A 23,245-nucleotide genomic window follows, 5' to 3' on the forward strand; every position below is an offset into this window, starting at 1 on the left:
CGTAGTAAATAGACCTACTCAGGATCACACTAACCTATTGAGTTTAAGCTGGAAATATCTCTTTAAACCAAGACCCTCAGTCAAAGCCAGCTGAAGTGATCTGCTTAAACGCGCCGCCAAGTGGTCAAGCCAGCTTGGTCTTCTAGTAAGATACCTTGAGCTTTTAATTCATCGCGGATGCGATCCGATTCCGCCCAGTTTTTCTGGGTACGCGCCAGCAGGCGCTGTTGAATTAAAGCTTCAATCGCCGCATCTGCTAAGCCTTCAATCCCTGAACCTTTGAACCAGCTTTCAGCCTCCCGCTCTAGTAGACCTAGAATACCCGCTAGCTTTTTTAATAAGGCCGCCGTTTCAGCAGCCGCAAGGTCATTTTGCTCCCGGCGGAAGCGGTTAATATCGCGGGCTAATTCAAACAGAATGGCAATGGCTTCTGGGGTATTGAAATCATCATCTAAGACAGCCCGAAAACGTTGCTCGGCCTCGCTATTCACAGGAGCTTCAGCGTTTGGCAAATCACGCAGGGCAGTATATAAACGTGTTAAGGCAGCTCGTGCGTTATCTAAAGGTTCATGGCTGTAATTTAAGGGGCTGCGATAATGGCTATTCAAAATGAAATAGCGAATTTCTTCCGCCTTATAGACTTGCAGTACATCGCGAATGGTGAAGAAATTATTCAGGGATTTCGACATTTTCTCGTCGTTAATCTGAATAAAGCCATTATGCATCCAGTAGTTCACATATTGATGTCCATTGCAGGCTTCACTTTGGGCGATTTCATTTTCATGGTGGGGGAATTTCAAATCATGCCCGCCCCCATGAATATCAAATTGTGTGCCTAACAAGCTGCTAGACATCGCTGAACATTCAATATGCCAACCCGGTCGACCTAAACCCCAAGGCGAATCCCAAGCAGGCTCACCGGCTTTAGCGGCTTTCCAGAGTACAAAATCCAGTGGATCGTGTTTGGCTTCATCAATCGCAATCCGTTCACCCGCCCGTAAATCTTCTAAGCGGCGGCCTGAAAGTTTGCCGTAGCCTTCAAATTTTGAAACATCATAATACACATCACGATTACTCCCGACATAAGCATAACCTTGTTCAATCAGAGTGCTAATCATGGCGAGCATGGCCGGAATATTGTCGGTGGCACGAGGCTCATGGGTCGGTGACAGAACACCTAAGGCCTGTTCATCCTCATGCATGGCCTGAATAAAGCGGGCTGTGAGTGCGGTAAAAGGCTCAGCGTTTTCATTGGCGCGCTTAATGATTTTGTCATCAATATCCGTGATATTGCGCACATAAGTGACTTCATAGCCCGCTGCTTTTAGATAACGATAGACCATATCAAACACCACCATGACGCGGGCATGACCTAAGTGGCAATAGTCATAGACCGTCATTCCGCAAACATACATGCGGATCTTGTTCGCCTCTAAAGGAATAAAGTCTTGTTTACGATTGTGCAGGCTATTGTAAATTTTTAGCATAAGAGTTATGAGAGTACGAGTATCAAGCAGAGTAGTTTCAAAATGAGTCGAAGCTAAGCGACATTAGTCGATCAGTTTACTTAAAATGGTGGCACCATGACTTAAGGTTTTCAAGACCGGACAGCGATCGGCAATGTCCAATAAACGCTGGCGTTGTTCCTCATCTAACTCGCCGACGAGTTTAATATCACGCTCAAATACGCTTTCTTTATTACCATCACGGCTATGGCGTAAGGTAATCACGGCATCTTGCAAGGGCCACTGTTTCCGCTCGGCATACATGCGAATGGTCATCGCAGTGCAAGCACCTAAGGCCGCTTTTAAATAAACATAGGGTGTTGGACCTAAATCGGTACCGCCTAAGGGGATGGGTTCGTCAGCGATGAGCTGATGATGACCTGCTTTAATATCACAGACATATCCATCGCTAGAGCGCAAATTGACCGTGACAGTATGCGGATCCTTGGCCTTCGTATTCATAGCATCATCCCTCTAAAGCGGTTAGTTTATAGCTGGTTTGACTTGCATGGTAGCGGAAAGGTGTTTGTCCTGCTAGGGTTAGCACCAGTACAACCGTGTATTCTGGGCTGAATCATGAATTTTCTGTATCACTCAAAAATTATCCTGAGCATCGTATTGATTGCCACTCTGTTGAGTGCTTGTACGACGGCCAGTGTGCCTTTAGGTAAAGCAAACCAACAGCCGAGCCTCATCCAGCAGCCTGTGTTTCGGATGAGTGATGGCACTGAGCTATTCGCACAACAGTGGCCTAGTCCGGGCAAGGCAAAAGCGCATTTATTATTGCTGCATGGATTCAATGAATACCCTGGGGCTTTTGATGAGGTCGGTCAAGCATTTGCACAGCAAGGGGTTACAGTCTGGGCTTATGACCAGCGAGGCTTTGGGCGTTCGCCTTATCGTGGGTTGTGGTCAAGTGCTGAACGCATGGCAACTGATGCTCGTCAAGTCACCCAAGTACTACGCAAAATGTATCCTAAGCAGCCTTTATATCTGGCTGGTACTTCAATGGGTGGAGCTGTCGCTTTATTAGCAGCAGGTAGTGGTGACTTAAAGGTTGATGGCATCATTCTGTTGGCACCAGCGGTGTGGACTAGTGAAACGCAACCCTTTTACCAACGCTGGTCTTTAGAGCTGGCTAAACGCTTTACACCTGCATGGTCGCCGACAGGGGAGGGTTTGAATATTCGCCCGACGGACAATATTGAGCTGCTTAAGCGCATTTGGCAAAGCCCGTGGATGATTCGCAAATCACGTATAGATACGGTAGCGGGTTTAGTGGAGTTAATGAACCAAGCCTCTGCTGCAGCATCGCAGGTGAAGGTACCGGTTTTATTGTTATATGGAGAAAAGGATCAATTAGTGCCCAAAAAACCGATTGATCAGTTGTGGGCGCGCTTACCCAAAACAGGCAAAACCCAGCAAATTCGGTATCCAAATGGCTGGCATTTGCTGATGCGTGATCTGCAAGGACCGAAAGTGATCGGTGATATGATGACTTGGATGGCCAAACCGCAGTAAGCTACGGTGAATTGTTTAGTTTTTAGACTTATTCGTGGTAAGGTAATCAGTAATAAAGAAAAATTCGATCTAGGCTTGGGGCAAATGACAACCACTGGATTTATACAGGCTTCTACAGACGAACTGCATGCACGTTACACTACGTGGTATAGCTATGCGCGTATGTTGCGCCGCTATCGTTGGGTGTATGGTGGTTGCTCTTTGTTAGTGCTACTGATGATTCTAAACTTGTATGTTTTCAGTTGGGAGTTAGGCTTAACTCAAGCTTTACTCTTAAGTTTGTTATCCCTACTGTTTCTAACGATTAGCTTGAGCTTTTTTATTGATGCTAGTTTTCCCTTAGAAAAATATGGGATAGAGACTGAGGCGCGTAAATTAATCAATTATAATATTTACCTGACAAGTTTAGCCAGTGGTTTATGGGGATGCTTGAGTTTAGTGCTTATTTATCATAACCCTAGCATTGACTATGAGTTATTCGCTTTAATTGGCGTATTGGTTTGTTTAAATATTCCTCGCTTCGCTATTCTACCTGTGATTTTTTATATACAAATCAGTTTGATTGTATTGCCCGGGCTATTTTTCATGCTGCTACAAGGGCGTTGGGTGAGTGCGCTAGTGATGATTTTTGCTTCGTTAACTCTCAGTATTGCGATTCATGCCTTGACCTTACTCTTAAAAACTCAGCAAGAGTATGAGCAGCAATTATTAGCGGAAATGCGTCAGCCGCAGAAAAATAATCTACTAAATCCTGCTGAATTCAATGTTTTACTCAAGCTTGAGTGGCAGTACGCTGCCCGTGAGCATCAATATTTGTCGGCGATTAAATTAGAACTCGAACCAGTTGATTTGAAGAAAGTGAATCAAATGGTCAGTATGATTAAATCGGCCTTGTATCGCTCATCGGATTGCCTTGCTTATCTCGAGGCTTCCACCTTCAAATTGCTACTCCCTAATACCTCTGCTGAGCAAGCTTTGTTGATTGCTGAGCGCCTACAAGGGCGCTTCGCTCAAGAAGATTTGGAGAGTGAGGAGGATTTGCGCCTAAATTTAGGCTTGGTGACGTGTAGCCCGCATTTGATTAAACACGAGGCGCAAACTCTCAATGCCTTCGACGAGTTTGTGGCGGGTTTAGACGCTAGCTTGGAAGAAGCCAAAACACAGGAAGGGCGCTTTGCTTTGCAAGCTTATACCGTCTGAGTCTTCTTGTAGTGCGAGTTTCATCCTAAGTCAGTTAAGCAGAGCCTCTAACGAGCTAGGTCAAGTGAGAGGCTCAAATGGTTAGCTCTAACAGCAAGTCGAGCCTGATCTAGGGTTGCTGGGGGTTGGTACACAGCAATTACTAGCAGCTTTAAGCGCTTCACTTCCAAATACCGGAATACTGTCTAAAGTATGGAAAGTTTCCCAAGCAATGCCTTGTGGGTCATTCACCCAATATTTATCGGATTTAGCATAGCAGCAAGCAGTGTCCATTTCTGCGATTACTTCGGCTTGCAATTGCTGCAAACGCTGATTCATAGCGGCTAACTCTTCTGCTGATTCAACTTGGAAGCCTAAATGGTTTAAGCCAAGCGCCGCGCCGCGTTTAGAAATCGCAAAATTAATCCGAGGATCTTCTAGCATCCATTTGGCATAATCCGTTTTAAGGACGCTTGGCTCGCTGGCAAATAGGGCTGAATAGAATTGAATACTTTCAGGCAGATTATCGACTGAGACGTGAATATGCATGCGTTTCATGGTTGAAGTTCCTCAGGCGGGCAAGCAGTATTAGTACACATTGAACCCGCACAACAGTTTTCCGTTAAATAAGCCAGCAGTTGGCTCATCGTCGAGAATTGGGCTGTGTAAATGATAAAGCGCCCCTCAGGGCGTGAATTTACCAAATGCGCATGCAGCAATTCCTTGAGATGAAAAGAAAGTGAAGACGGAGCTATCCCCGTTATTTCGCTAATCTTGCCAGCGGCTAAACCCTGTGGCCCGGCTTGTACCAGCACTCGAAATACCTCTAAACGTGATTCCTGGGCGAGGGCAGCGAGGGCGTTAATCATCTTCGTCTTTTCCATATTTCAATAATAGTTAAAATATGGAAATAATCAAGTTAATTTTTTACTCTTGAAATCCCATACTTTTACCCCATCTATTGCGCATTCTTGTTGAAACTAACCAATTAGAGGGACGAGCATCCATGAGTGCACCTGCAAAAGAGAATTTACAATTTCAAACGGAAGTGAACCAACTGCTGCACTTGATGATTCACTCGCTGTATTCCAATAAGGAAATTTTCCTACGCGAGTTAATCTCGAATGCGGCAGATGCCTGCGACAAGCTGCGGTTTGAAGCGATTGGCAATGACAGTTTGTATGAAAATGATAGCGATCTGCGTGTGGAGGTCGAGTTCGATAGTACCGCGCATACCATCACGATTCGCGATAATGGTATCGGTATGAACCGTGATGAAGTTGTCAGTAATATCGGTACGATTGCCCGCTCTGGCACGAAAGATTTCTTACAGAAGCTCACCGGTGATCAGAAAAAAGATGCGCATTTAATCGGTCAATTCGGGGTAGGTTTTTATTCAGCCTTTATCGTGGCGGACAAAGTGACTTTAACCACGCGCCGGGCCGGTGTGCCGAAAGATCAAGGCGTGCGTTGGGAGTCAGATGCGCAATCGGGTTATAGCTTAGAAACCGTCACTAAAGAAACCCGTGGCACTGAAATCATTCTGCACCTCAAAGAAGAAGAACAGGGCTTAGCTAATGATTGGCGCTTACGTTCGATCATCCGCAAATACTCCGATCATATTCCACTGCCGGTGAAAATGCTGAAAACAGCGGAGGAAGAAGGTCAAACTAGTACTGAATGGGAAGTGATCAATAAAGCGAATGCTTTATGGCGGCGCTCTAAAAACGAAATCAAAGATGAAGAATACCAAGAGTTTTATAAACATATCTCTCATGACTGGGAAGATGCTTTAGCTTGGTCACATAATCGGGTTGAGGGTAATTTAGAATATACTTCACTCTTGTATTTGCCCTCACGTGCACCGTTTGATCTCTACGAACAAAAACAGCAGCACGGGATTAAACTTTATGTGCAGCGTGTCTTCATTATGGATGATGCTGAGCATTTAATGCCACGTTATTTGCGCTTTGTACGCGGGGTGATTGATTCTAGTGATTTGCCGCTGAACGTATCGCGTGAAATTCTGCAAAGCAATAAAATCATTGATTCGATGAAAAGTGGTTCAGTGAAAAAGGTGCTGGGCTTATTGGAAACGATGGCGAAAGATGAGCCAGAACAATATCAAAAATTCTGGAAAGAGTTTGGGCGTGTTTTAAAAGAAGGACCTGGCGAAGATTTCAGTAATCGTGAGCAAATCGCTAAATTGCTGCGCTTTGCTTCGACGCAAACAGATAGCGCTGACCAAACCGTTTCGCTGGAAGATTATATCAGCCGGATGAAAGAAGGGCAGGAGAAGATTTATTATATTACCGCTGATTCGCATACCGCTGCGAAAAACAGCCCGCATTTAGAAATCTTCCGCAAGAAAGGGATTGAAGTTTTATTGCTGTCAGATCGTGTGGATGAGTGGTTGACCAATAGCCTGCATGAGTTTGCAGGTAAGCAACTGCAATCGGTCGCGAAAGGGGCTTTAGACTTAAGCAAATTGGACTCTGAAGCAGATAAAGAAGAGCAGAAAAAAGTTGAAGAGCAGTCTAAAAATCTGATTAATCAGATTAAAGACACGCTCAAAGACAAAGTTGAAGATGTCAGGGTTTCGCATCGTTTGACCAGCTCACCGTCTTGTATCGTTTTAAATGAGCATGATATGGCGTTGTATATGCAGCATTTACTCAAGCAAGCGGGGCATGAAATGCCTAGTACTAAGCCTGTGCTGGAAGTGAACCCTAACCATCCTTTATTGGCGCGGATGGAAGCTGAAACCGATGATGAGCGCTTTGCTGAATGGGCGAGTGTGCTGCTCGATCAAGCGATTCTGGCGGAAGGTGGTCAATTAGAAGATCCAGCGGGTTTTGTGCATCGCTTGAATAAATTGATGTTGGCAATGGGGTAATTTTATTACCGACACTTAGTAAAATAAAGGCTAACTAAAGGTTAGCCTTTTTATTGAATAGAGTAGGCTCGTAGGTCGTTAATTTAATGGTAGCCTAATACATTAACTGCTAGAATTAAAACGGTAATAAACAAAAGACTCATAATGCTGCCAGCCTTCATGAAATCAGTTACTCGATAGCCACCAGGCCCCATAATTAAAGCATTTACTTGATGAGTCGGTAAAATAAAGGAGTTTGAAGTCCCTAAAGCTACAATCAAGGCCATGACGGCTGGATTTGCGTCTACACCGATGGCAATATTAACAGCTAGAGGAACTAATAGCACCGTGGCACCCACATTAGACATCACGAGAGTAAAACTCATAGCTAATAAAGCGACGATAAATTGAATCACCCAAATCGGTTGTCCACCCGCGAAACTCAATACACCATCTGCTATCCACCTTGCAGTCCCACTCGACTCAACCGCTACCCCTAGAGGAATCAAACTGGCTAATAAGAAAACAGTTTTCCATGAAACCGCTTGATAAGCTTCTTCAATATTTAAAACTCCAGACCAAATCATTCCAATTGCGCCAGTCATTAAAGCCAAAGCTAAAGGCGTTGGCGTAAATAAAGCCAAGCTGAGGGCAAGTAAGAAAAAGCCGAGTGCCCAGTAAACTTTATGAGGGCGATTTTCTTCTTTACGCGGGTATTCAGTAGTAATGGTAATAAAATTATTATCTTTTTCAAGCCGCTCTAAAGACTCCCAAGTGGTATACACTAATAACATATCACCTGCTTGGAACGGAATGGCACGTATTTCAGGTAGATCTTGATCCTTGGCATAGAGCGTTTTGCCATTACGCAAAATACCTAATAGAGATAAGCCATAACGCTTGCGCATCCAAATATCAATAGCTGACTTATTGATGAGTGATGAGTTATTAGGAATCACTATTTCTGCAATACCTGATTTCTTATCAGATAATAAATCACCAAAACTAGGTGTGCCTTCGTGTTCTAGTAGCTGGGCAAGCTCAACAAAATCATCTTCACGATCAGGTAAGCTAATAATGCCTAGTACTTGCCCTATTTTAAACTCTAAGTTCCGATCTAAATCGTCAACCCCTGCCTTGATTCGATGGCCTTCTTTAATAGCAATCACACGCACATTGTATTGCGTTTCTACCTCTAGTAGCTTGCGATTAAGTAAGGGGCTTTTAGCCGTTACTTCGACTTCTGAAACTCGCATATCGAGCTGATAAGTCCGTCTTAAATAGTCTAAGGTAGTTTCTTTATTTTTATCACTCGGCGCAACCTTAGGTAGAACATAGTTGCCTGCTATAATAAAATAAGTAATGCCAACTATCACTAAGCTTAAGCCAATCGGAGTAACATCAAATAAATCCCAAGTATGCATTTTATTGCCTTCGGGTAAATAAGTATTAGAAGTCAAGATAAGATCATTTAATAAAATTAATGGACTAGATCCAATCATAGTCATCGTGCCACCTAGAATTGCACTAAATCCCATAGGCATTAATAAGCGAGACATTGGAATTTCTGCGCGATTAGAAATACGACTGACGACAGGTAAAAATAAAGCAGCAGCTCCGACGTTTTGCATGAAAGAAGAAATAAAGGCTACTGAGCCAGAGGTTAGTGGAATAATGCTTTTTTCTGTACTACCTCCAATTTTTAAAATAAATTCAGCGACCTTTCCCATAATGCCAGTTTTATCCAAGCCCGCACCTATAATCATGACGGCAATAATAGAAATGACAGCATTACTGGAGAACCCTGAAAATAGTTGTTTGGGGGGGACTAAAGCTTGATCCAAGCCTAAATAGGCTGCAGCAACACTCACGATACCAATGAGTACCATAATAGTTATTGCTGCTACATCAACCGTGACAACTTCTAAAGCAAATAAATAAACAGTCAGCGCCAAGATGAGTACTACCCATGCCACACTGGCTGTTGGTGCGATACTAGAAAAATAAATAGCGATTACTGCAAAAATTACCGCAGCCACTAGTTTTTTAGTCATAATGCTCCCCTCACTATTTCGAACCCTAAACCACTATCCATTTTATGTTAAAAGAGGGGATTTCCCCCTTGGCTAATAGGGATAATAGTTAAGATTTTATCTATTACTATTGGGGTGGGTGGTTAAACTTAGCTTAAGCTTAAGTTGGCCGCTGTTTATGTCTATTGATGGCTAGGCTGAGCCAGTGGCTCTAGGATATTGTCATGCGCATTCTAATTGCTGAGGATCATGCTGAGCTGCGTGCAGCGGTCGCTCGTCGCTTGCGAGCTGTCGGTAATAGTGTCGATGAAGTGGCCAGCCTGCGTGAGGCAGCTACTTATCTACAGAATGCGCAATATGCGGTGATCATTTTTGACCGAATGTTACCGGATGGTGATTCCCTTGCTTTGTTGCGTGAATGGCGGGCAGCAGGCCAGCGCAGCCCAGTCTTGCTACTGACGGCACTGGATCGTATCCAAGATCGAGTAGAAGGTTTGGAGTCGGGGGCAGATGATTATCTAGTCAAGCCCTTTGCAATGGATGAACTGCTGGCGCGAGTTAATGTATTAGCACGGCGAGGTGCACCTCCACGCGCAACCATTTTACGGATTGCCGATTTAGAGCTGGATAGTGGACGGCATGAAGTGCGCCGAGCCGGGGTAATGATTCCCCTACGTCCAAAGGAATATGCGGTGCTAGAGCTATTAGCTGTGCGTAGTGGGCGTGCGGTCTCTAAAAATGACATCCTTGAGTACGGTTGGGATACGCTAGATAGCCCCGGTTCTAATGTCGAGGAAACTATCATTGCTTCGCTACGCCGCAAACTCGGTGAACCTAGCTTGATTAAGACGGTGCGCGGTTTAGGTTATAAGTTGGATGCTGCTCTTGATTAAGCAAGGCCAGTGGAGGTCGTGGTTGCGGTTAGGGCTGCCTTTGTTGCTGGCTTGGAGTCTGGCTTGGCTGTTGGGGATGGCGGTACTGGCTAAAGTGGCGATTGACTTGCGGGCAGAACGGCGCGATGCCGATTTAGATACGCAATTAGCACTGTATGCGACCACGGTATATGGCCTCACTTGGTTTGATGCGCAAGGTCGTTTTCATGATGAGTTACTAAAGCTTGAACCGGACCTCTACCCCGCGCCCTATGATATTTGGGTGGTCGAGCCTGCAACTCCCGCGATTAATCATCTAGCACCCGTCACACCGCGTTTTGTTTTAAGTGATTTTAGTTTTCTGAATTTGGCAGTGATGAGGGAAAGGCATAAGGTCTACCGCAACGGTGTCGATGCACAGGGTCTTGCTTATCGTTTATACGCGATGCCAACCTATTCTGATCAGATGACTGAAACTGCGCCTAAAGCAATGGTGGTTGTAGTCGCTGATCCCCAACCCGGGCAGGCTGCATATCAAGCCTTTGTGCGGCGTATTGTGCTAGCAGCCTCACTCTTAGGGCTGATGGGACTGTTGGTTGGTTTGGGTTTGACCTATTGGAGTTTGCGCCCTGCTTGGGCTTCATTACGGCAGCGGGAGCGTTTTCTCTCGGCGACTGCGCATGAATTACGTACTCCGGTGGCGGCTTTGCGTAGCATTTGTGAATCGGCACAACGAGGTGATGAAGCGCCCCAACGGGCTCTGACACGCATGCATGAGCTGTTGCATACTGCCAGCCACACCTTGGAAGATTTGTTACTGTTTGCAAGACTGGATGCAGGCGCAACGCTGGAGCGTCAAGCCGTGCGCCTTGATTTGTTGGTTGAAACCCTATTACCTGAGGATGATTCAGTGCAACTAGAGGCAAGCACGAGTGTCGTCCATCTTGATCCGCGCTTAGCCAGTGTGGTGGTACGCAATCTGCTGGAGAATGCGCGTAAGCATGGTTCACGAGCAGGCAAGCCCATCATTAAGGTTCAGGTTGCTGATGGGCAAGTGAGGGTCGAGGATCAAGGGGCGGGTTTTCCAGTGGCTCTGTTGGCGCGTAAGCAAAGTGATTTTGTGATGTCGCCTTCACAAGGTGGTTCGGGTTTAGGATTGGCGATTGTGAATATGATTGTTAGGCTACATGGTGGGGCATTGCGTTTAGAAAATAAGCCAGAGGGTGGTGCACGAGTGACGGTAAATTTTCAAGCTTAGCCAGCTACTTGGTAAATAGCTGGCTGGCGTCTGGGGCTAGAATAGAGTTTGTTATTTAAACAGCAGGTTCTTGTTGGGTGGTGCAGTGAATTCCGCCACCTCCCGCTGCTATACCATCAATGTTGATTTGCACAATCTCCCGACTGGGAAAGAGTGCTTGTAAGGTGTCATGCGCTGCTTGGTCTGCTTGGGCATCACCAAATTCCGGCGCAATCACTGCACCATTACATACATAGAAATTCAGATAACCCGCTGCAAAATCATCATTAGCATATTTCTCCCGCACTTTCTTGGGTGTTTGCATCACAGCAAGTTCTAAGCGTCTGCCTTGTGCATCGGTAGCAGTTTTGAGGATGTCTAGGTGACGCTTGGTGACGGCATGATCAAAGGATTTTGGGTCAGGGTCAAAGCCTGCCACGACTACACCGGGCTTCGCAAAGCGCGCATAAAAGTCGGTATGCCCATCGGTGATGTCTTTGCCTTTGATACCTGGTAGCCAAATGATTTTTTCTAGACCTAGCAAGCGTTTTAATTCAGCTTCACAGGCTGCTTTGCTGACACCGGGGTTACGATTAGCATTTAATACACAGCTTTCAGTGATGATGGCGGTACCCTGCCCATCGACTTCGATGCTACCGCCTTCTAGCACTAAATGAGTTTCCAGCATGGCCACATTAGCCTCTTCAGTCACCCGCGCTGCTACCTTAGCATCACGCGCAAAGGCTTGTTTTTCTCCCCAACCATTAAAGTTGAAGTTAATGCCAGCTTTTTCACCTTTAGTATTACTAACAAACACCGGCCCGGTATCCCGCATCCATAAGTCGTCGAGGGGGGTAATCACGAGTTTTACCGCTGAAGATCCCAGCAGCCTAGTGGCAATCGCTGCATCTTTCTCGCGGACTAGCATGGAAACAGGTTCATAGCGAGCAATAGTCGTGGCGATAGTGGCAAGGTTGCGGCGTACTTCCGGTAGTAAGTGCTTGCCCCAGATAGACTTAGAAGCACCAAAGGCCATCCATGTACGCAGATGCGGATCACCCTCATCAGGCATCCTCCAACCACTGTTGGGAGTAGCAGCCAAGCCAAGGCGTGGTATGCTGAGTAAGCTACCAGCACCTAATAGCAAGCTGGAGCTGAGGAAATGGCGGCGGTTGATCATTAAATTATCTCCTAGTGATTAGTTAGCGAATGGTTGTTGTTGGGTGACACAATGCACCATTCCGCCGTTGGCATAAAGGTTGCGGACATCTATCCCCACAATGCTACGAGTGGGATAGAGAGCTTGGAGGGTATTTTTAGCAACACTATCATTGCTATCTTTGTATTCAGGCACGAGTACGACGCTGTTGCCGACATAGTAATTCACGTATGAACCTTTGTAACCTAGATTTTTGCCATAAGTGGTCACGACATTTTTAGCCGTTAGTGGCAAGATCACCTTCTGATAAGGCACGCCGTCAGCATTGCTAGTAGTGGCTAGTTTATTGATGTCAGCTGTAGAAATCCCCCAATATTGCAGGTCAGAAGTGCTCATCGTCACCAAGGTTTCGGGTGTGCCGAAGCGGGCAAAACCATCAATATGAGTATCGGTAATGTCTTCTTTGCCACCAGGTGCACCGTCCAACCAAATAAATTTACGTATCCCCAAATGGGTTGCCAACGATTGCTCTAAGGCGGCTTGGCTTAGATTCGGATTTCGCTTAGCTTCAAGGATAGCACTGCGGGTTGCAAGGAAAGTTCCTTGGCCATCCACTTCAAATGCACCACCTTCTAAGACAATCTTGTTCAGGTCAGTGCTTGTTAAGCCCAACTGTTGGGCGGCGGCTATCGGTACAGTATTATCTAGGGTATAAGGTGTATCACCCCCCCAACCATTAAATCCCCAATCAGTGATTTGTAAGCGGCCTGCTTCATCCAGTACAAAAATCGGCCCATTGTCACGTACCCAGACATCATTGGTTTTAGTGATCAAGAAACTTATGCTACCCAAAGGAATACCTGCTAGAGCCAACAGATTTTGGATGCGTTTTTTCTCGGTATTGTTGTAAGCCACAATGCGAACTTTTTCACTTTGTACCAAAGCTTTGGTCATGGCAACCCAAGTCGCATCGAGTCGGTTGCGGTAGCTGAGGCCATAGGTATATGGGTGAGGCCATTGCAACCAAGTGCTGTCATGTAGAGCCGTTTCATCGGGCATGGTGGTAGCAGCATGGACGCTAGGCATAGTATTCATACTCAGTGTGCAAAAGATAGCAGTCGCCAGTGGGCAGGTCAGCCAGTGAGGTAGTTTCACGGTCTTAGCTCTCATCAGATCAGTTAGTCGATAAAGCTAGACTACAGTCGAAAGCTGATATTTAGCTGACAGCATTCATCGAGATTTTGAGCTATCTGATGGAGTAGTTGCCTCGGTGAATCTTAGCGAAGATTTGTAGGTTTCAGCAATTTAGGATCAAGATGCATTTTTATGTCCCCATTGTTTTATTCATACTGCATCCTAATCCAAACCCTAGAGTAGAGTGCAAGTCGCTAAGCTGCTAAAAACAACAAGATAATTGGTAGTTTTCTTGCTGTAAGTGGCTCAAGATTTGAGATAAGTGGTATTTTTAAGCAGCGCTGTTGTGGTGTGAGTCAGCCGAGTTTTAGCGGGTGAGTTTGTGAGTGAAGGAGGCTTGCAAATAGCGGTGTCTAAGTTTTTTTGCTGGAGTTTTGTGTGAATTTTACTTGGGTTTTGCTGAGTTTTTTGCTTTTTAGCGGCTTAAGCACGGATTCCATGTGAATGCACCGCGTTTTTTCGTTATTATGCCATCCTTTCGCTGATACTCAGCCATTGGAACAGCAGACGGACTAGCCTAAGCATGCAAAAATTTATCATCGAAGGGGGCTGTGCCCTTGACGGCGAAGTCACCATTTCAGGTGCAAAAAACGCAGTTTTACCCTTACAAGCCGCGACTTTGCTGGCTGAAACACCCATGACCATTCGTAATGTGCCGCGTCTTAAGGATGTGCAAACCTTAGCTGCCGTCATCGAAGGGATGGGCGTTAAAGTCAGTTTTGATGCCGAGAATAATATTCATACCGATACCAGCAGCATCAATCGTTTTAGCGCACCGTATGAATTAGTCAGAACCATGCGCGCCTCGATTTTAGTTTTAGGCCCGATGGTGGCTCGTTTCGGTGAAGCCGAAGTGTCTCTACCCGGTGGTTGTGCGATTGGCACGCGCCCCGTGAATCTGCATATTGCAGGGTTGGAGGCGATGGGAGCAACTGTCGTGGTCGAAGAGGGTTATATTCGTGCGCGGGCGAAGCGCTTAAAAGGTGCGCATATCGTCATGGAAATGGTGAGTGTGACAGGCACGGAGAATCTGCTGATGGCAGCAGTCTTGGCTGAAGGTGAAACCATTATTGAAAATGCCGCCCGTGAGCCTGAAGTCACCGATTTAGCCAATTGTTTAAACCTGATGGGTGCAAAAATCCGAGGTATTGGCACGGATAAGTTGATCATTGAAGGCGTGACTAGCCTGCAAGGTATTGATTACACTGTTTTACCGGATCGAATCGAAACGGGTACTTTCTTAGCGGCTGCGGCTATCACTGGCGGGCGTGTCCGTGCTATTCAAGCCGCCCCAGATACTTTAGATGCAGTTTTGCATAAGTTCCGCGAGGCTGGTGCGTTAGTGCAAACGGGTGCTGACTGGATTGAAGTGGATATGCGCGGGCGTGTTTTAAAGGCTGTGGATATTCGCACTGATCCTTATCCTGCTTTCCCGACGGATATGCAGGCACAGTTCATGGCTATGAATGCGTGTTCTCAAGGGATTGGTGTGATTGTTGAAACGATCTTTGAAAACCGCATGATGCATGTGGCGGAATTGATGCGGTTGGGGGCGAATATTCGCTTGGAAGGGAATACCGCAATTGTAGCGGGCATGCCTTATTTAAAAGGTGCACCAGTGATGGCGACCGATTTACGGGCGTCGGCCTCCTTGATTCTGGCGGCTTTAGCGGCGCAAGGAAAAACGACGGTCGATCGGATTTATCACACGGATCGTGGTTATGAACGCATTGAGCAAAAATTGGCGGGCTTAGGTGCAAATATTCAGCGAGTGAATGGATAAGCAATGAGTAAAACGCTGACAATTGCCTTGTCGAAGGGGCGGATCTTTAAAGATACCGTGCCTTTGTTACGAGCTGCAGGGATTGAACCCTTAGATGATCCAGAAACGAGCCGCAAATTGGTGCTGGATACCAGCCGTGATGATGTAAAAATCGTGATTATCCGGGCAACGGATGTCCCCACTTATGTGCAATACGGGGCAGCTGATCTGGGGGTGGCGGGTAAAGATGTGCTGATGGAGCATGGCGGTGAGGGTCTGTATGAAATGATCGACCTAAAAATCGCTAACTGTAAATTGATGGTCGCAGGCTTTTCTAATCGACCTTTGCCGGATACGAATTTAAAAGTGGCGACTAAGTTTGTGAATTGCGCCCGCCGTTATTTTGCTAGCCAAGGTCGGCAAGTGGACATTATTAAACTTTACGGCTCGATGGAGTTAGCGCCTTTAGTCGGCTTGGCGGATTGCATTGTTGATTTAGTTGATACCGGTAATACCTTACGTGCGAATGGCCTCGCCCCCTTAGAGCACATGGCGGACATTAGCTCGCGCTTAGTAGTGAACAAGGCGGCGATGAAACTCAAGCATGACTCAATTCAAGACCTATTGACCCAGATACAGTCAGTAGTGGCGCAGAGGAATCAGCAAGTATGAAATATCAAACGGATGACTTACGGATTATTGGTGTGGATGAATTAATTCCCCCGAAAGAGCTACATGCAGAATTTGCCTTAAATCAAGTAGCCAGTGAAACGGTCTATAAAGGCCGCCAACAAGCTCATGAAATCATTCATGGCCGTGATGACCGCTTATTAGTGGTGGTTGGTCCCTGTTCGATTCATGATGTGGAGGCTGCGCTGGAATACGCGACACGCCTTACTGAATTACGGAAGTCTTTGCAAAAAGATTTGCATATTGTGATGCGTGTTTATTTTGAAAAGCCGCGCACCAGTATCGGTTGGAAAGGTTTGATCAATGATCCCAATTTAGATAATAGCTTCCAGATTAATAAGGGCTTACGGACTGCTCGTAAATTACTCTTAGATTTAGCGAATATGGGGCTACCAGCGGGGACTGAGTTTCTTGATTTGATTAGCCCACAATATGTCGCTGATTTAATTAGTTGGGGCGCGATTGGTGCACGCACAACTGAAAGCCAAGGTCATCGTGAATTAGCCTCGGGGATTTCTTGCCCGATTGGTTTTAAGAATGGGACTTATGGCAATGTGAATATTGCGATTAATGCGATTGCAGCTGCTTTACGTCCACATCATTTCTTGTCAGTGACCAAAGAAGGGAGTACGGCAATTTTTGCCACTCGTGGTAATGAGGATTGCCATGTGATTTTGCGAGGCGGCAAAGAGCCGAATTATGATGCCAGCAATGTGGCAAAAGCTGTCGCAGAGTTGCACAAAGAGGGTTTACCTCCTTATTTGATGGTTGATTTTAGCCATGCCAATAGCTGTAAAGATTATCGTCGCCAAGTCGAAGTGGCTGAGGATGTGGCGAGCCAATTAGCGGAGGGTCAGCGTGCGATTTGTGGGGTGATGATTGAAAGCCATTTAGTGGAAGGCAATCAAAAAGCAGATGGTAAGACCCGTGAAGAACTCGTGTATGGGCAAAGCATCACGGATGCTTGTATCAATTGGGAAACCACTGAGCGTGTCTTAAATACTTTAGCGGAAGCAGTACGGGTGCGCCGTACTCGGAAACCATAGGCTATCCTGATGAAGATTCAGCAATTATCCACCCAAGATCAAAACTTCTGGCAACAACTGGATGCTTTGTTGGCTTGGGACAGTGTATCCGATGAAGCTGTGTTTGCCACAGTCAATGAAATTATTAACCATGTACGCCGTCGAGGTGATGCGGCTGTCGTTGAATACACCCAGCGCTTTGATCGCCTGCAAGTCAGTTCTATGCAAGAGCTAGAAATTGCGCCAGAACGGCTACAGGTGGCTTTAGCTAATTTACCCAACGTGCAACGCACGGCTTTACAACAGGCAGCTGAGCGCATTCGCCGTTATGCCGAGCATCAAAAGCTTGAATCATGGTCTTATACCGAAGCGGATGGCACTCTCCTTGGGCAGCAAGTAACGGCTTTAGATCGAGTCGGTTTATATGTACCGGGTGGAAAAGCGGCTTATCCTTCTTCGGTGTTAATGAATGCGATTCCAGCGAAAGTCGCTGGCGTGCCTGAATTAATCATGGTCGTGCCAACGCCAGCTGGTGAGGTCAATGAATTGGTGCTGGCTGCGGCTGCGATTGCAGGTGTAGATCGGGTGTTTGCGATTGGTGGAGCACAAGCCGTCGCAGCTTTAGCCTATGGCACGGCCAGCATTCCTCAAGTTGATAAAATCGTCGGACCTGGGAATATTTATGTAGCCACGGCTAAACGAATGGTATTTGGTGCAGTCGGTATTGATATGATTGCCGGGCCTTCAGAAATTCTAGTCGTCTGTGACGGGCAAACTGATCCTGATTGGATTGCGATGGATTTGTTCTCACAAGCCGAACATGATGAGGATGCTCAAGCTATTTTAGTTTCACCTGACGCCAGCTTTATTCAAGCAGTACAGGCGAGTATTGAAAAACTGCTGCCAACGATGCCGCGCCAAGCGATTATTACTCATTCGCTCAGCGCACGCGGGGCTTTGATTCAAGTGCAGGACATGGACGAGGCTATCCAGTTAGCCAATTATATTGCGCCTGAGCACTTAGAATTATCCGTCGCTGATCCACAGGCTGTGCTGCCCGCGATCCGCCATGCAGGGGCTATCTTTATGGGGCGCTATACGGCGGAAGCTTTAGGTGATTATTGTGCGGGGCCTAATCACGTATTACCTACTTCACGGACTGCACGGTTCTCTAGCCCTTTGGGTGTCTATGATTTTCAGAAGCGTTCGTCTTTAATCAATTGCTCCGCTCACGCGGCCAGCGATTTAGGTAAGCTAGCTTCGGTACTCGCACGCGGTGAGGGTTTAATCGCACATGCGAACTCAGCAGAGTATCGTATTCAAAACTAAAGCGATAAAACTGTGCACCTAGGCCATCGTTGCGGTTAAAATATAGACCTAGGGTGTAGTACTCCGTATTAGCAAGTGATTAGACGTTATTACAAGTTATTAATTGGTCAGGACTTTTATATACAATGAACCCGGATTTTCTCGACTTTGAGCAGCCGATCGCTGAATTACAGGCAAAAATCGAAGAGCTACGTTTTGTAGACGATACGCAGATCAATCTCAGCGAAGAAATCGCCAAGTTAGAAGAAAAAGCGCAAACCCTGACCCGCTCTATTTTCGCTAAACTGACACCTCGGCAAATTTCCCAATTAGCCCGCCATCCGAAACGGCCTTATACCCTCGATTTAGTTAAATATTTATTCACGGATTTTACTGAATTACACGGTGATCGTGCCTTTGCCGATGACAATGCAATTGTCGGGGGGATAGCCCGTTTTCGAGGTCAATCGGTGATGGTGATCGGTCATCAAAAAGGCCGCGATACCACAGAAAATATTAAACGTAATTTTGGTATGCCTCGCCCTGAAGGTTATCGTAAAGCCTTACGTTTGATGCACATGGCAGAAAAGTTTCAATTACCGATTATTACCTTCATTGATACACCGGGCGCTTATCCGGGGATTGGTGCAGAAGAACGGGGTCAGAGTGAGGCGATTGCCCGTAATTTGTATGAAATGTCCCATTTACGCACGCCAATTATTTGCACGGTAGTCGGGGAAGGTGGCTCAGGTGGAGCACTGGCTATCGGTGTAGGGGATCGCGTGATGATGTTGCAATATGCCACTTATTCGGTGATTTCACCGGAGGGTTGTGCCTCGATTCTCTGGAAAAGTGCCGAGAAAGCCGCTGATGCCGCCGATGCAATGGGGATTACGGCGGATCGTTTGAAGTCTTTAGGCTTAATTGACCAAATCATTCCCGAGCCTTTAGGCGGTGCACATCGGAATATGTCAGTGGCGGCTCAAGCCGTGGGTGAAGCCTTAGAAGTTAATCTACGTGAATTAAAATCCATGAACACCGATAAGCTACTCGAAAAGCGTTATCAGCGCCTATTAAGCTTCGGTCAATACGAAGAGGCTTAATGGTTCAGGATCGTATTCTTGCCTTTCTGAACGCAGAGCCTGCTAACACTTATTATTTAGCTTATAGCGCGGGTCTAGATTCCCATGTGCTGTTGCATGCTTGTGCGGCAGTACAAGCGCAAGCTCCCAAGTCCTTCCATTTTCAAGCGCTTCATATTCATCACGGTTTGCAAGCCAGTGCAGATGCTTGGGTGCAGCATGCTGAGCGAGTTTGTGCGGCTTTACAGTTACCCTTAAAGCTTATTTACTTAAATCTAAAACCAGCCACTGGTGAAAGTGTTGAGGCGGTAGCAAGGCAAGCCCGTTATCAAGCCTTGAGTGCCTGTTTGGGCAGGGATGATTTGTTATTAACCGCCCATCATCAGGATGATCAAGCGGAAACTTTTTTATTAAATGCTTTACGTGGGAGCGGGGGCATGGGTTTAGCGGCGATGCCTGCCGTCCGTGCTTTAGGCTTAGGCAAGCTCGGACGACCGTTATTAACCTGTAGTCGAGCGCAATTAGAGGCTTATGCTCAGCAATATCAGTTGCAAGCGGTGCAGGATCCTAGCAATGAGCAGACGCAGTTTGATCGTAATTATTTACGCCACGAGATTATGCCGCGCTTGCGCAACCGTTGGCCAGCCGTCGCGCAAACCTTAAGTCGAGCAGCCACTTGGCAAGCTGAGCAGCAGCAAGTCTTAGATGACTTATTAGCCGAGCAATTAGCACAAGTTAAGGGAGGTCAACCAACTACCCTCTCAGTGGCTGCCTTAATGACCCAAACAGTCGCTATGCAGAAAGCTTTAATCAGACACTGGTTACAGCAATTAGGGTTTGCAGCACCCTCCGCAAAAAAATTACAGCATATTTTAACAGATGTACTCGCCGCCGCTCTTGATGCGAACCCTTGTGTGGCTTGGTTCGGTTGTGAGCTGCGGCGTTATCGGGATGATCTGTATGCTTTAGAGCCACTCAGCCCCCATGATAATCAACAAAGCATCGTTTGGGCGGATTTAGAGCAAGATTTAGTTTTAACGACACTCAAACGCTGCTTAAGCAGCCAAAGTTTACCCCCTCGTTTTAAGCTGATGGCCGCAAACTCACAACAACCCGTGACTGTGCGTTTTCGCCAAGGGGGGGAGCGAGTGCAGGGTACACAGGGTTCGCATTTAGCATTAAAAACTTTATTCCAAGCAGCCGGTATCCCCCCGTGGGAGCGAGAACGTATCCCGCTGATCTATTTAGGGGATGAATTACAGGTGGTGTTTGGTGTTTATCCTAAAGAGGTTTAGTCCGCCCCGCGTGCAATTGGGCGCTTTGGATCACGAATCCATTCACTCCACGAACCCACATATAAGCCTGAACCACTTAAACCCGCTATCTCCATCGCTAACACATTATGACAAGCACTAACACCTGAGCCACACAGGTGAACAATCTGCTCAGGGGGCAAACCCGCTAATTGGACTGACCATTCCTGCTGAAGTTGCTCGGCAGTTTTGAAGCGGCCTTGGCTTAAATTATCGGTTAACGGCCTATTTTTAGCCCCCGGAATATGTCCGGCAATCGGGTCAATCGGTTCTAGTTCACCCCGAAAGCGTTCTGCACTGCGCGCATCTATTAATTGATAGTGATGGGCTTGGCTTAATTGCGCAGTGGTTAGGACATAATCAGGATGTAGTTTGAGTTTAAAATTACCACTGAACTCAGGCTGACTGGGTGGGTGTTGCTCTAAACGACCACCTTGTTCTAGCCAAGCCGGTAGACCACCATCTAAGACCGCTATTGCCTGATGTCCAAGCCAACGCAACAGCCACCAAGTGCGTGCCGCAAAAGCACCACTAATATCATCATAAACAAATACTTGTGTATGTTCATTCAGTCCATAAGCTGCTAGTTTAGTCGCTAGCTGTTGTGGATCAGGTAGGGGATGTCGCCCAGTGGTTGGTGTCATCGGCGAGGAGAGATCATGATCGAGATGCAAATAAAATGCACCGGGAATATGACCTGCTTGATAAGCCCGTTTTCCGGCTTCGGGATCAGCTAAATTAAATCGGCAATCAAAAATAATCTGATCTTTTTGCCCTAGTCTTGCGACTAAGGTTTGAGTATTAATTAGGGTGTTATACATAGGGTTGCTAAGTCTGGGCTAATCAAGGTTTCTTCAAGAGACTTGTTATCATAGCGCTAAACGGCTGCTCTGTTATTAAACTTTTTATAGTGTTTATTTAACTGCACTATAATTTTAATCAGTTCTTTTGTGTAATCTATCAAGGAATAGCGATGAGTGAAAAACGTTCGTGTTGTTGTGGAGCATTGCCAGCCGTAGGGTGGTGGCTACTCACTGTGTTGGGTTTAGCTCTGCTGTTTTGGTTAATGGTTGCCTCACGCCAAAATTCAGTAGAAACTGACCTAACAGCCAGAGCCACGGACGGTTTAAAGGCGGCTTCTTTAGATGCAGTCCAAGTCAATCTGGGGCAGCGCGGGCGCGATGCACAGTTAACGGGTCAATTAGCGAGTGATGCTGAGCGCGAGCAAGCCGTAAAATTAGTAGAGGCTACTTATGGTGTGCGGGTCGTGGATAATGCGATTGAAGTCATAGCCCCAGTCGCTGCAGCGACCACGGTGACAACGGCACCGGCACTCGCTCCCCCTGCAGAAGCCACAGCCACTACAACTGCACCTACAACAGAGTCTACAGCAGCTGCGTCTACAACCACTGCAGCACCATCATCTACAGCAGCTGCGTCTACAACCACTGCAGCACCAGCATCTACAGCAGCTGCGTCCACAACCACTGCAGCACCAGCATCTACAGCAGCTGCGTCTACAACCACTGCAGCACCAGCATCTACAGCGACTGCCGCTCCTCGCTTTGCTCTACTACCACAAGCGGGGCAATGGGTGCTGCAAGGGGCTTTAAGTTCTCAAGCTGAAGTGAATCAAGCGGTAGCGAGCGCTGAGCAAATCTATGGGGCGGGTAATGTCATTAACCAATTAACTGTGGAGTCTGTTGCTCCGGCAGCTTGGTTAGCATCCTTAAGTGGCTTAAAAGAAGTATTGATGGGGATTGAGCAAGCAGGTCTGAAGTTTGCGGATAATACCTTCACTTTAATCGGCAGCGTTGGCTCAGAGCAAGCTAAAGCCGATGTGTTAGCTAAAGTCCAACAAGTGCTTGGGGTTAATCAGCTCGACAATCAACTCACCGTGAAACTCGCTGCACTGACAGTCACTCCCACGCCTACGGCTGAGCCTGCTGCACCTGCGCCGGTATCTGCCTCGACTGTAACGGCGGCTAGTCCAACTAGTCCAACCACTCCCGCTGCGGTTGCTTTAACTACAGAGCAACAGTCTTGCCAAGATCAAATCAATACTGTGATGACGGGTAAAGAGGTTTTATTTGAAACTAATCAAGCTAGGATCAAACAAGCCAGCCTCAGTCTACTGAATGACATAGCTAAAATTGTGAATCAATGTAAGGTCGTCTTAGCAGATAAATTAATTCGTGTGGGTGGACATACCGACAATATTGGCGAAGACGCCTATAATCAAAACTTGAGCCAAGAACGTGCGGATGCGGTAAAAGCTTATCTCAACCAACAAGGCTTGGATCTTGGCTTATTACAAGGTATTGGCTATGGTGAAACTCAGCCGTTAGCAAGCAATGACACTGAACAAGGGCGAGCGCAAAACCGTCGTATTTCCTTTGATATTATTCAAAAGTGAGGCCTTCCCATGATGTATCTGTTTTCTAAATTGTTTACTTGGTTGCTGCTTACCTTCATTTTTGGCCTAGTGAT

Annotated in this window: 20 protein-coding genes; 12 read left to right on the forward strand and 8 right to left on the reverse strand. The window is 46.5% G+C overall.

Features of this window, described 5'->3' with window-relative positions:
• Positions 1-104: 104 nt before the first annotated feature.
• Together cysS and B5D50_RS06960 are read right to left on the reverse strand one after the other, a co-directional pair.
• On the reverse strand, positions 105-1,487 hold the full coding sequence (cysS, locus tag B5D50_RS06955; RefSeq protein WP_078921860.1) for a cysteine--tRNA ligase: 1,383 nt from the start codon (positions 1,485-1,487) through the stop codon (positions 105-107).
• A gap of 63 nt (positions 1,488-1,550) precedes the next feature.
• The gene (locus B5D50_RS06960) at positions 1,551-1,967 is read right to left on the reverse strand and encodes an OsmC family protein (RefSeq protein ID WP_078921861.1); all 417 of its coding nucleotides are present in this window, start codon (positions 1,965-1,967) and stop codon (positions 1,551-1,553) included.
• Positions 1,968-2,081: 114 nt separating this feature from the next.
• Between B5D50_RS06960 and B5D50_RS06965 the strand changes: the two genes are divergently transcribed.
• Together B5D50_RS06965 and B5D50_RS06970 are read left to right on the forward strand one after the other, a co-directional pair.
• On the forward strand, positions 2,082-3,026 hold the full coding sequence (locus B5D50_RS06965) for an alpha/beta hydrolase (protein WP_234975824.1): 945 nt from the start codon (positions 2,082-2,084) through the stop codon (positions 3,024-3,026).
• Positions 3,027-3,110: 84 nt separating this feature from the next.
• Positions 3,111-4,226, forward strand: coding sequence for a GGDEF domain-containing protein (locus tag B5D50_RS06970; protein ID WP_143594281.1), 1,116 nt, complete (start codon positions 3,111-3,113; stop codon positions 4,224-4,226).
• Between the two features lie 87 nt (positions 4,227-4,313).
• On the opposite strand, the gene B5D50_RS06975 is transcribed toward B5D50_RS06970, so the two are convergent.
• Together B5D50_RS06975 and B5D50_RS06980 are read right to left on the reverse strand one after the other, a co-directional pair.
• Positions 4,314-4,763, reverse strand: coding sequence for an ArsI/CadI family heavy metal resistance metalloenzyme (locus B5D50_RS06975; protein ID WP_078921863.1), 450 nt, complete (start codon positions 4,761-4,763; stop codon positions 4,314-4,316).
• Entirely contained in the window at positions 4,760-5,074 is a 315-nt protein-coding gene (locus B5D50_RS06980; RefSeq protein WP_234975825.1) for an ArsR/SmtB family transcription factor, read from the reverse strand. Before B5D50_RS06980 ends, B5D50_RS06975 begins: the two co-directional genes overlap by 4 nt.
• A 137-nt stretch (positions 5,075-5,211) precedes the next feature.
• Here B5D50_RS06980 and htpG point away from each other — a divergent pair, with 137 nt between their 5' ends.
• On the forward strand, positions 5,212-7,101 hold the full coding sequence (gene htpG / locus B5D50_RS06985; protein ID WP_078921865.1) for a molecular chaperone HtpG: 1,890 nt from the start codon (positions 5,212-5,214) through the stop codon (positions 7,099-7,101).
• Positions 7,102-7,184: 83 nt separating this feature from the next.
• On the opposite strand, the gene B5D50_RS06990 is transcribed toward htpG, so the two are convergent.
• Positions 7,185-9,134 (reverse strand): SLC13 family permease, encoded by a 1,950-nt coding sequence (locus tag B5D50_RS06990; protein WP_078921866.1) that lies wholly within the window; start codon positions 9,132-9,134, stop codon positions 7,185-7,187.
• Between the two features lie 203 nt (positions 9,135-9,337).
• Here B5D50_RS06990 and B5D50_RS06995 point away from each other — a divergent pair, with 203 nt between their 5' ends.
• Together B5D50_RS06995 and B5D50_RS07000 are read left to right on the forward strand one after the other, a co-directional pair.
• Positions 9,338-10,006: a response regulator gene (locus tag B5D50_RS06995; protein ID WP_078921867.1), complete on the forward strand. Its 669-nt coding sequence runs from the start codon at positions 9,338-9,340 to the stop codon at positions 10,004-10,006.
• A complete protein-coding gene (locus B5D50_RS07000) occupies positions 9,990-11,243 on the forward strand; it encodes a sensor histidine kinase (protein ID WP_078921868.1) in 1,254 nt (417 codons plus the stop codon). Before B5D50_RS06995 ends, B5D50_RS07000 begins: the two co-directional genes overlap by 17 nt.
• Positions 11,244-11,298: 55 nt before the next feature.
• On the opposite strand, the gene B5D50_RS07005 is transcribed toward B5D50_RS07000, so the two are convergent.
• The gene (locus B5D50_RS07005; RefSeq protein ID WP_078921869.1) at positions 11,299-12,402 is read right to left on the reverse strand and encodes an agmatine deiminase family protein; all 1,104 of its coding nucleotides are present in this window, start codon (positions 12,400-12,402) and stop codon (positions 11,299-11,301) included.
• An 18-nt stretch (positions 12,403-12,420) separates the two neighbouring features.
• A complete protein-coding gene (locus B5D50_RS07010) occupies positions 12,421-13,536 on the reverse strand; it encodes an agmatine deiminase family protein (protein WP_234975826.1) in 1,116 nt (371 codons plus the stop codon).
• Positions 13,537-14,098: 562 nt separating this feature from the next.
• Between B5D50_RS07010 and murA the strand changes: the two genes are divergently transcribed.
• The 6 genes from murA (at position 14,099) to tilS (ending at position 20,737) form a co-directional block, all read left to right on the forward strand.
• Complete coding sequence (murA, locus tag B5D50_RS07015) at positions 14,099-15,358, forward strand: UDP-N-acetylglucosamine 1-carboxyvinyltransferase (RefSeq protein WP_078921871.1); 1,260 nt, start codon at positions 14,099-14,101, stop codon at positions 15,356-15,358.
• Positions 15,359-15,361: 3 nt separating this feature from the next.
• The gene (hisG, locus tag B5D50_RS07020) at positions 15,362-16,009 is read left to right on the forward strand and encodes an ATP phosphoribosyltransferase (RefSeq protein WP_078921872.1); all 648 of its coding nucleotides are present in this window, start codon (positions 15,362-15,364) and stop codon (positions 16,007-16,009) included.
• Positions 16,006-17,073: a 3-deoxy-7-phosphoheptulonate synthase AroG gene (gene aroG, locus B5D50_RS07025; protein ID WP_078921873.1), complete on the forward strand. Its 1,068-nt coding sequence runs from the start codon at positions 16,006-16,008 to the stop codon at positions 17,071-17,073. The genes hisG and aroG overlap by 4 nt, the downstream gene beginning before the upstream one ends.
• 9 nt (positions 17,074-17,082) lie before the next feature.
• On the forward strand, positions 17,083-18,381 hold the full coding sequence (gene hisD, locus B5D50_RS07030) for a histidinol dehydrogenase (RefSeq protein WP_078921874.1): 1,299 nt from the start codon (positions 17,083-17,085) through the stop codon (positions 18,379-18,381).
• A 125-nt stretch (positions 18,382-18,506) separates the two neighbouring features.
• Complete coding sequence (locus tag B5D50_RS07035) at positions 18,507-19,463, forward strand: acetyl-CoA carboxylase carboxyltransferase subunit alpha (protein ID WP_078921875.1); 957 nt, start codon at positions 18,507-18,509, stop codon at positions 19,461-19,463.
• Positions 19,463-20,737: a tRNA lysidine(34) synthetase TilS gene (gene tilS, locus B5D50_RS07040; RefSeq protein ID WP_078921876.1), complete on the forward strand. Its 1,275-nt coding sequence runs from the start codon at positions 19,463-19,465 to the stop codon at positions 20,735-20,737. Before B5D50_RS07035 ends, tilS begins: the two co-directional genes overlap by 1 nt.
• Here the strand turns inward: tilS and B5D50_RS07045 are convergent.
• On the reverse strand, positions 20,734-21,576 hold the full coding sequence (locus tag B5D50_RS07045; RefSeq protein WP_078921877.1) for a sulfurtransferase: 843 nt from the start codon (positions 21,574-21,576) through the stop codon (positions 20,734-20,736). The two genes, tilS and B5D50_RS07045, sit on opposite strands and share 4 nt — an antisense overlap.
• Before the next feature lie 152 nt (positions 21,577-21,728).
• On the opposite strand from B5D50_RS07045, the gene B5D50_RS07050 reads away from it, so the two are divergent.
• The gene (locus B5D50_RS07050) at positions 21,729-23,171 is read left to right on the forward strand and encodes an OmpA family protein (protein ID WP_078921878.1); all 1,443 of its coding nucleotides are present in this window, start codon (positions 21,729-21,731) and stop codon (positions 23,169-23,171) included.
• Positions 23,172-23,245: the final 74 nt, after the last annotated feature.

The sequence above is a fragment of the Thiothrix eikelboomii genome, from assembly GCF_900167255.1.
GTDB classification, from domain to species: Bacteria; Pseudomonadota; Gammaproteobacteria; order Thiotrichales; family Thiotrichaceae; genus Thiolinea; species Thiolinea eikelboomii.

What these genes read in the sequence shown, in the direction of transcription:
- cysS (WP_078921860.1), bottom strand. Translation starts at nt 1,487, where the DNA reads ATGCTAAAAATTTACAATAGCCTGCACAATCGTAAACAAGACTTTATT.
- B5D50_RS06960 (WP_078921861.1), bottom strand. Translation starts at nt 1,967, where the DNA reads ATGAATACGAAGGCCAAGGATCCGCATACTGTCACGGTCAATTTGCGC.
- B5D50_RS06965 (WP_234975824.1), top strand. Translation starts at nt 2,082, where the DNA reads ATGAATTTTCTGTATCACTCAAAAATTATCCTGAGCATCGTATTGATT.
- B5D50_RS06970 (WP_143594281.1), top strand. Translation starts at nt 3,111, where the DNA reads ATGACAACCACTGGATTTATACAGGCTTCTACAGACGAACTGCATGCA.
- B5D50_RS06975 (WP_078921863.1), bottom strand. Translation starts at nt 4,763, where the DNA reads ATGAAACGCATGCATATTCACGTCTCAGTCGATAATCTGCCTGAAAGT.
- B5D50_RS06980 (WP_234975825.1), bottom strand. Translation starts at nt 5,074, where the DNA reads ATGATTAACGCCCTCGCTGCCCTCGCCCAGGAATCACGTTTAGAGGTA.
- htpG (WP_078921865.1), top strand. Translation starts at nt 5,212, where the DNA reads ATGAGTGCACCTGCAAAAGAGAATTTACAATTTCAAACGGAAGTGAAC.
- B5D50_RS06990 (WP_078921866.1), bottom strand. Translation starts at nt 9,134, where the DNA reads ATGACTAAAAAACTAGTGGCTGCGGTAATTTTTGCAGTAATCGCTATT.
- B5D50_RS06995 (WP_078921867.1), top strand. Translation starts at nt 9,338, where the DNA reads ATGCGCATTCTAATTGCTGAGGATCATGCTGAGCTGCGTGCAGCGGTC.
- B5D50_RS07000 (WP_078921868.1), top strand. Translation starts at nt 9,990, where the DNA reads ATGCTGCTCTTGATTAAGCAAGGCCAGTGGAGGTCGTGGTTGCGGTTA.
- B5D50_RS07005 (WP_078921869.1), bottom strand. Translation starts at nt 12,402, where the DNA reads ATGATCAACCGCCGCCATTTCCTCAGCTCCAGCTTGCTATTAGGTGCT.
- murA (WP_078921871.1), top strand. Translation starts at nt 14,099, where the DNA reads ATGCAAAAATTTATCATCGAAGGGGGCTGTGCCCTTGACGGCGAAGTC.
- hisG (WP_078921872.1), top strand. Translation starts at nt 15,362, where the DNA reads ATGAGTAAAACGCTGACAATTGCCTTGTCGAAGGGGCGGATCTTTAAA.
- aroG (WP_078921873.1), top strand. Translation starts at nt 16,006, where the DNA reads ATGAAATATCAAACGGATGACTTACGGATTATTGGTGTGGATGAATTA.
- hisD (WP_078921874.1), top strand. Translation starts at nt 17,083, where the DNA reads ATGAAGATTCAGCAATTATCCACCCAAGATCAAAACTTCTGGCAACAA.
- B5D50_RS07035 (WP_078921875.1), top strand. Translation starts at nt 18,507, where the DNA reads ATGAACCCGGATTTTCTCGACTTTGAGCAGCCGATCGCTGAATTACAG.
- tilS (WP_078921876.1), top strand. Translation starts at nt 19,463, where the DNA reads ATGGTTCAGGATCGTATTCTTGCCTTTCTGAACGCAGAGCCTGCTAAC.
- B5D50_RS07045 (WP_078921877.1), bottom strand. Translation starts at nt 21,576, where the DNA reads ATGTATAACACCCTAATTAATACTCAAACCTTAGTCGCAAGACTAGGG.
- B5D50_RS07050 (WP_078921878.1), top strand. Translation starts at nt 21,729, where the DNA reads ATGAGTGAAAAACGTTCGTGTTGTTGTGGAGCATTGCCAGCCGTAGGG.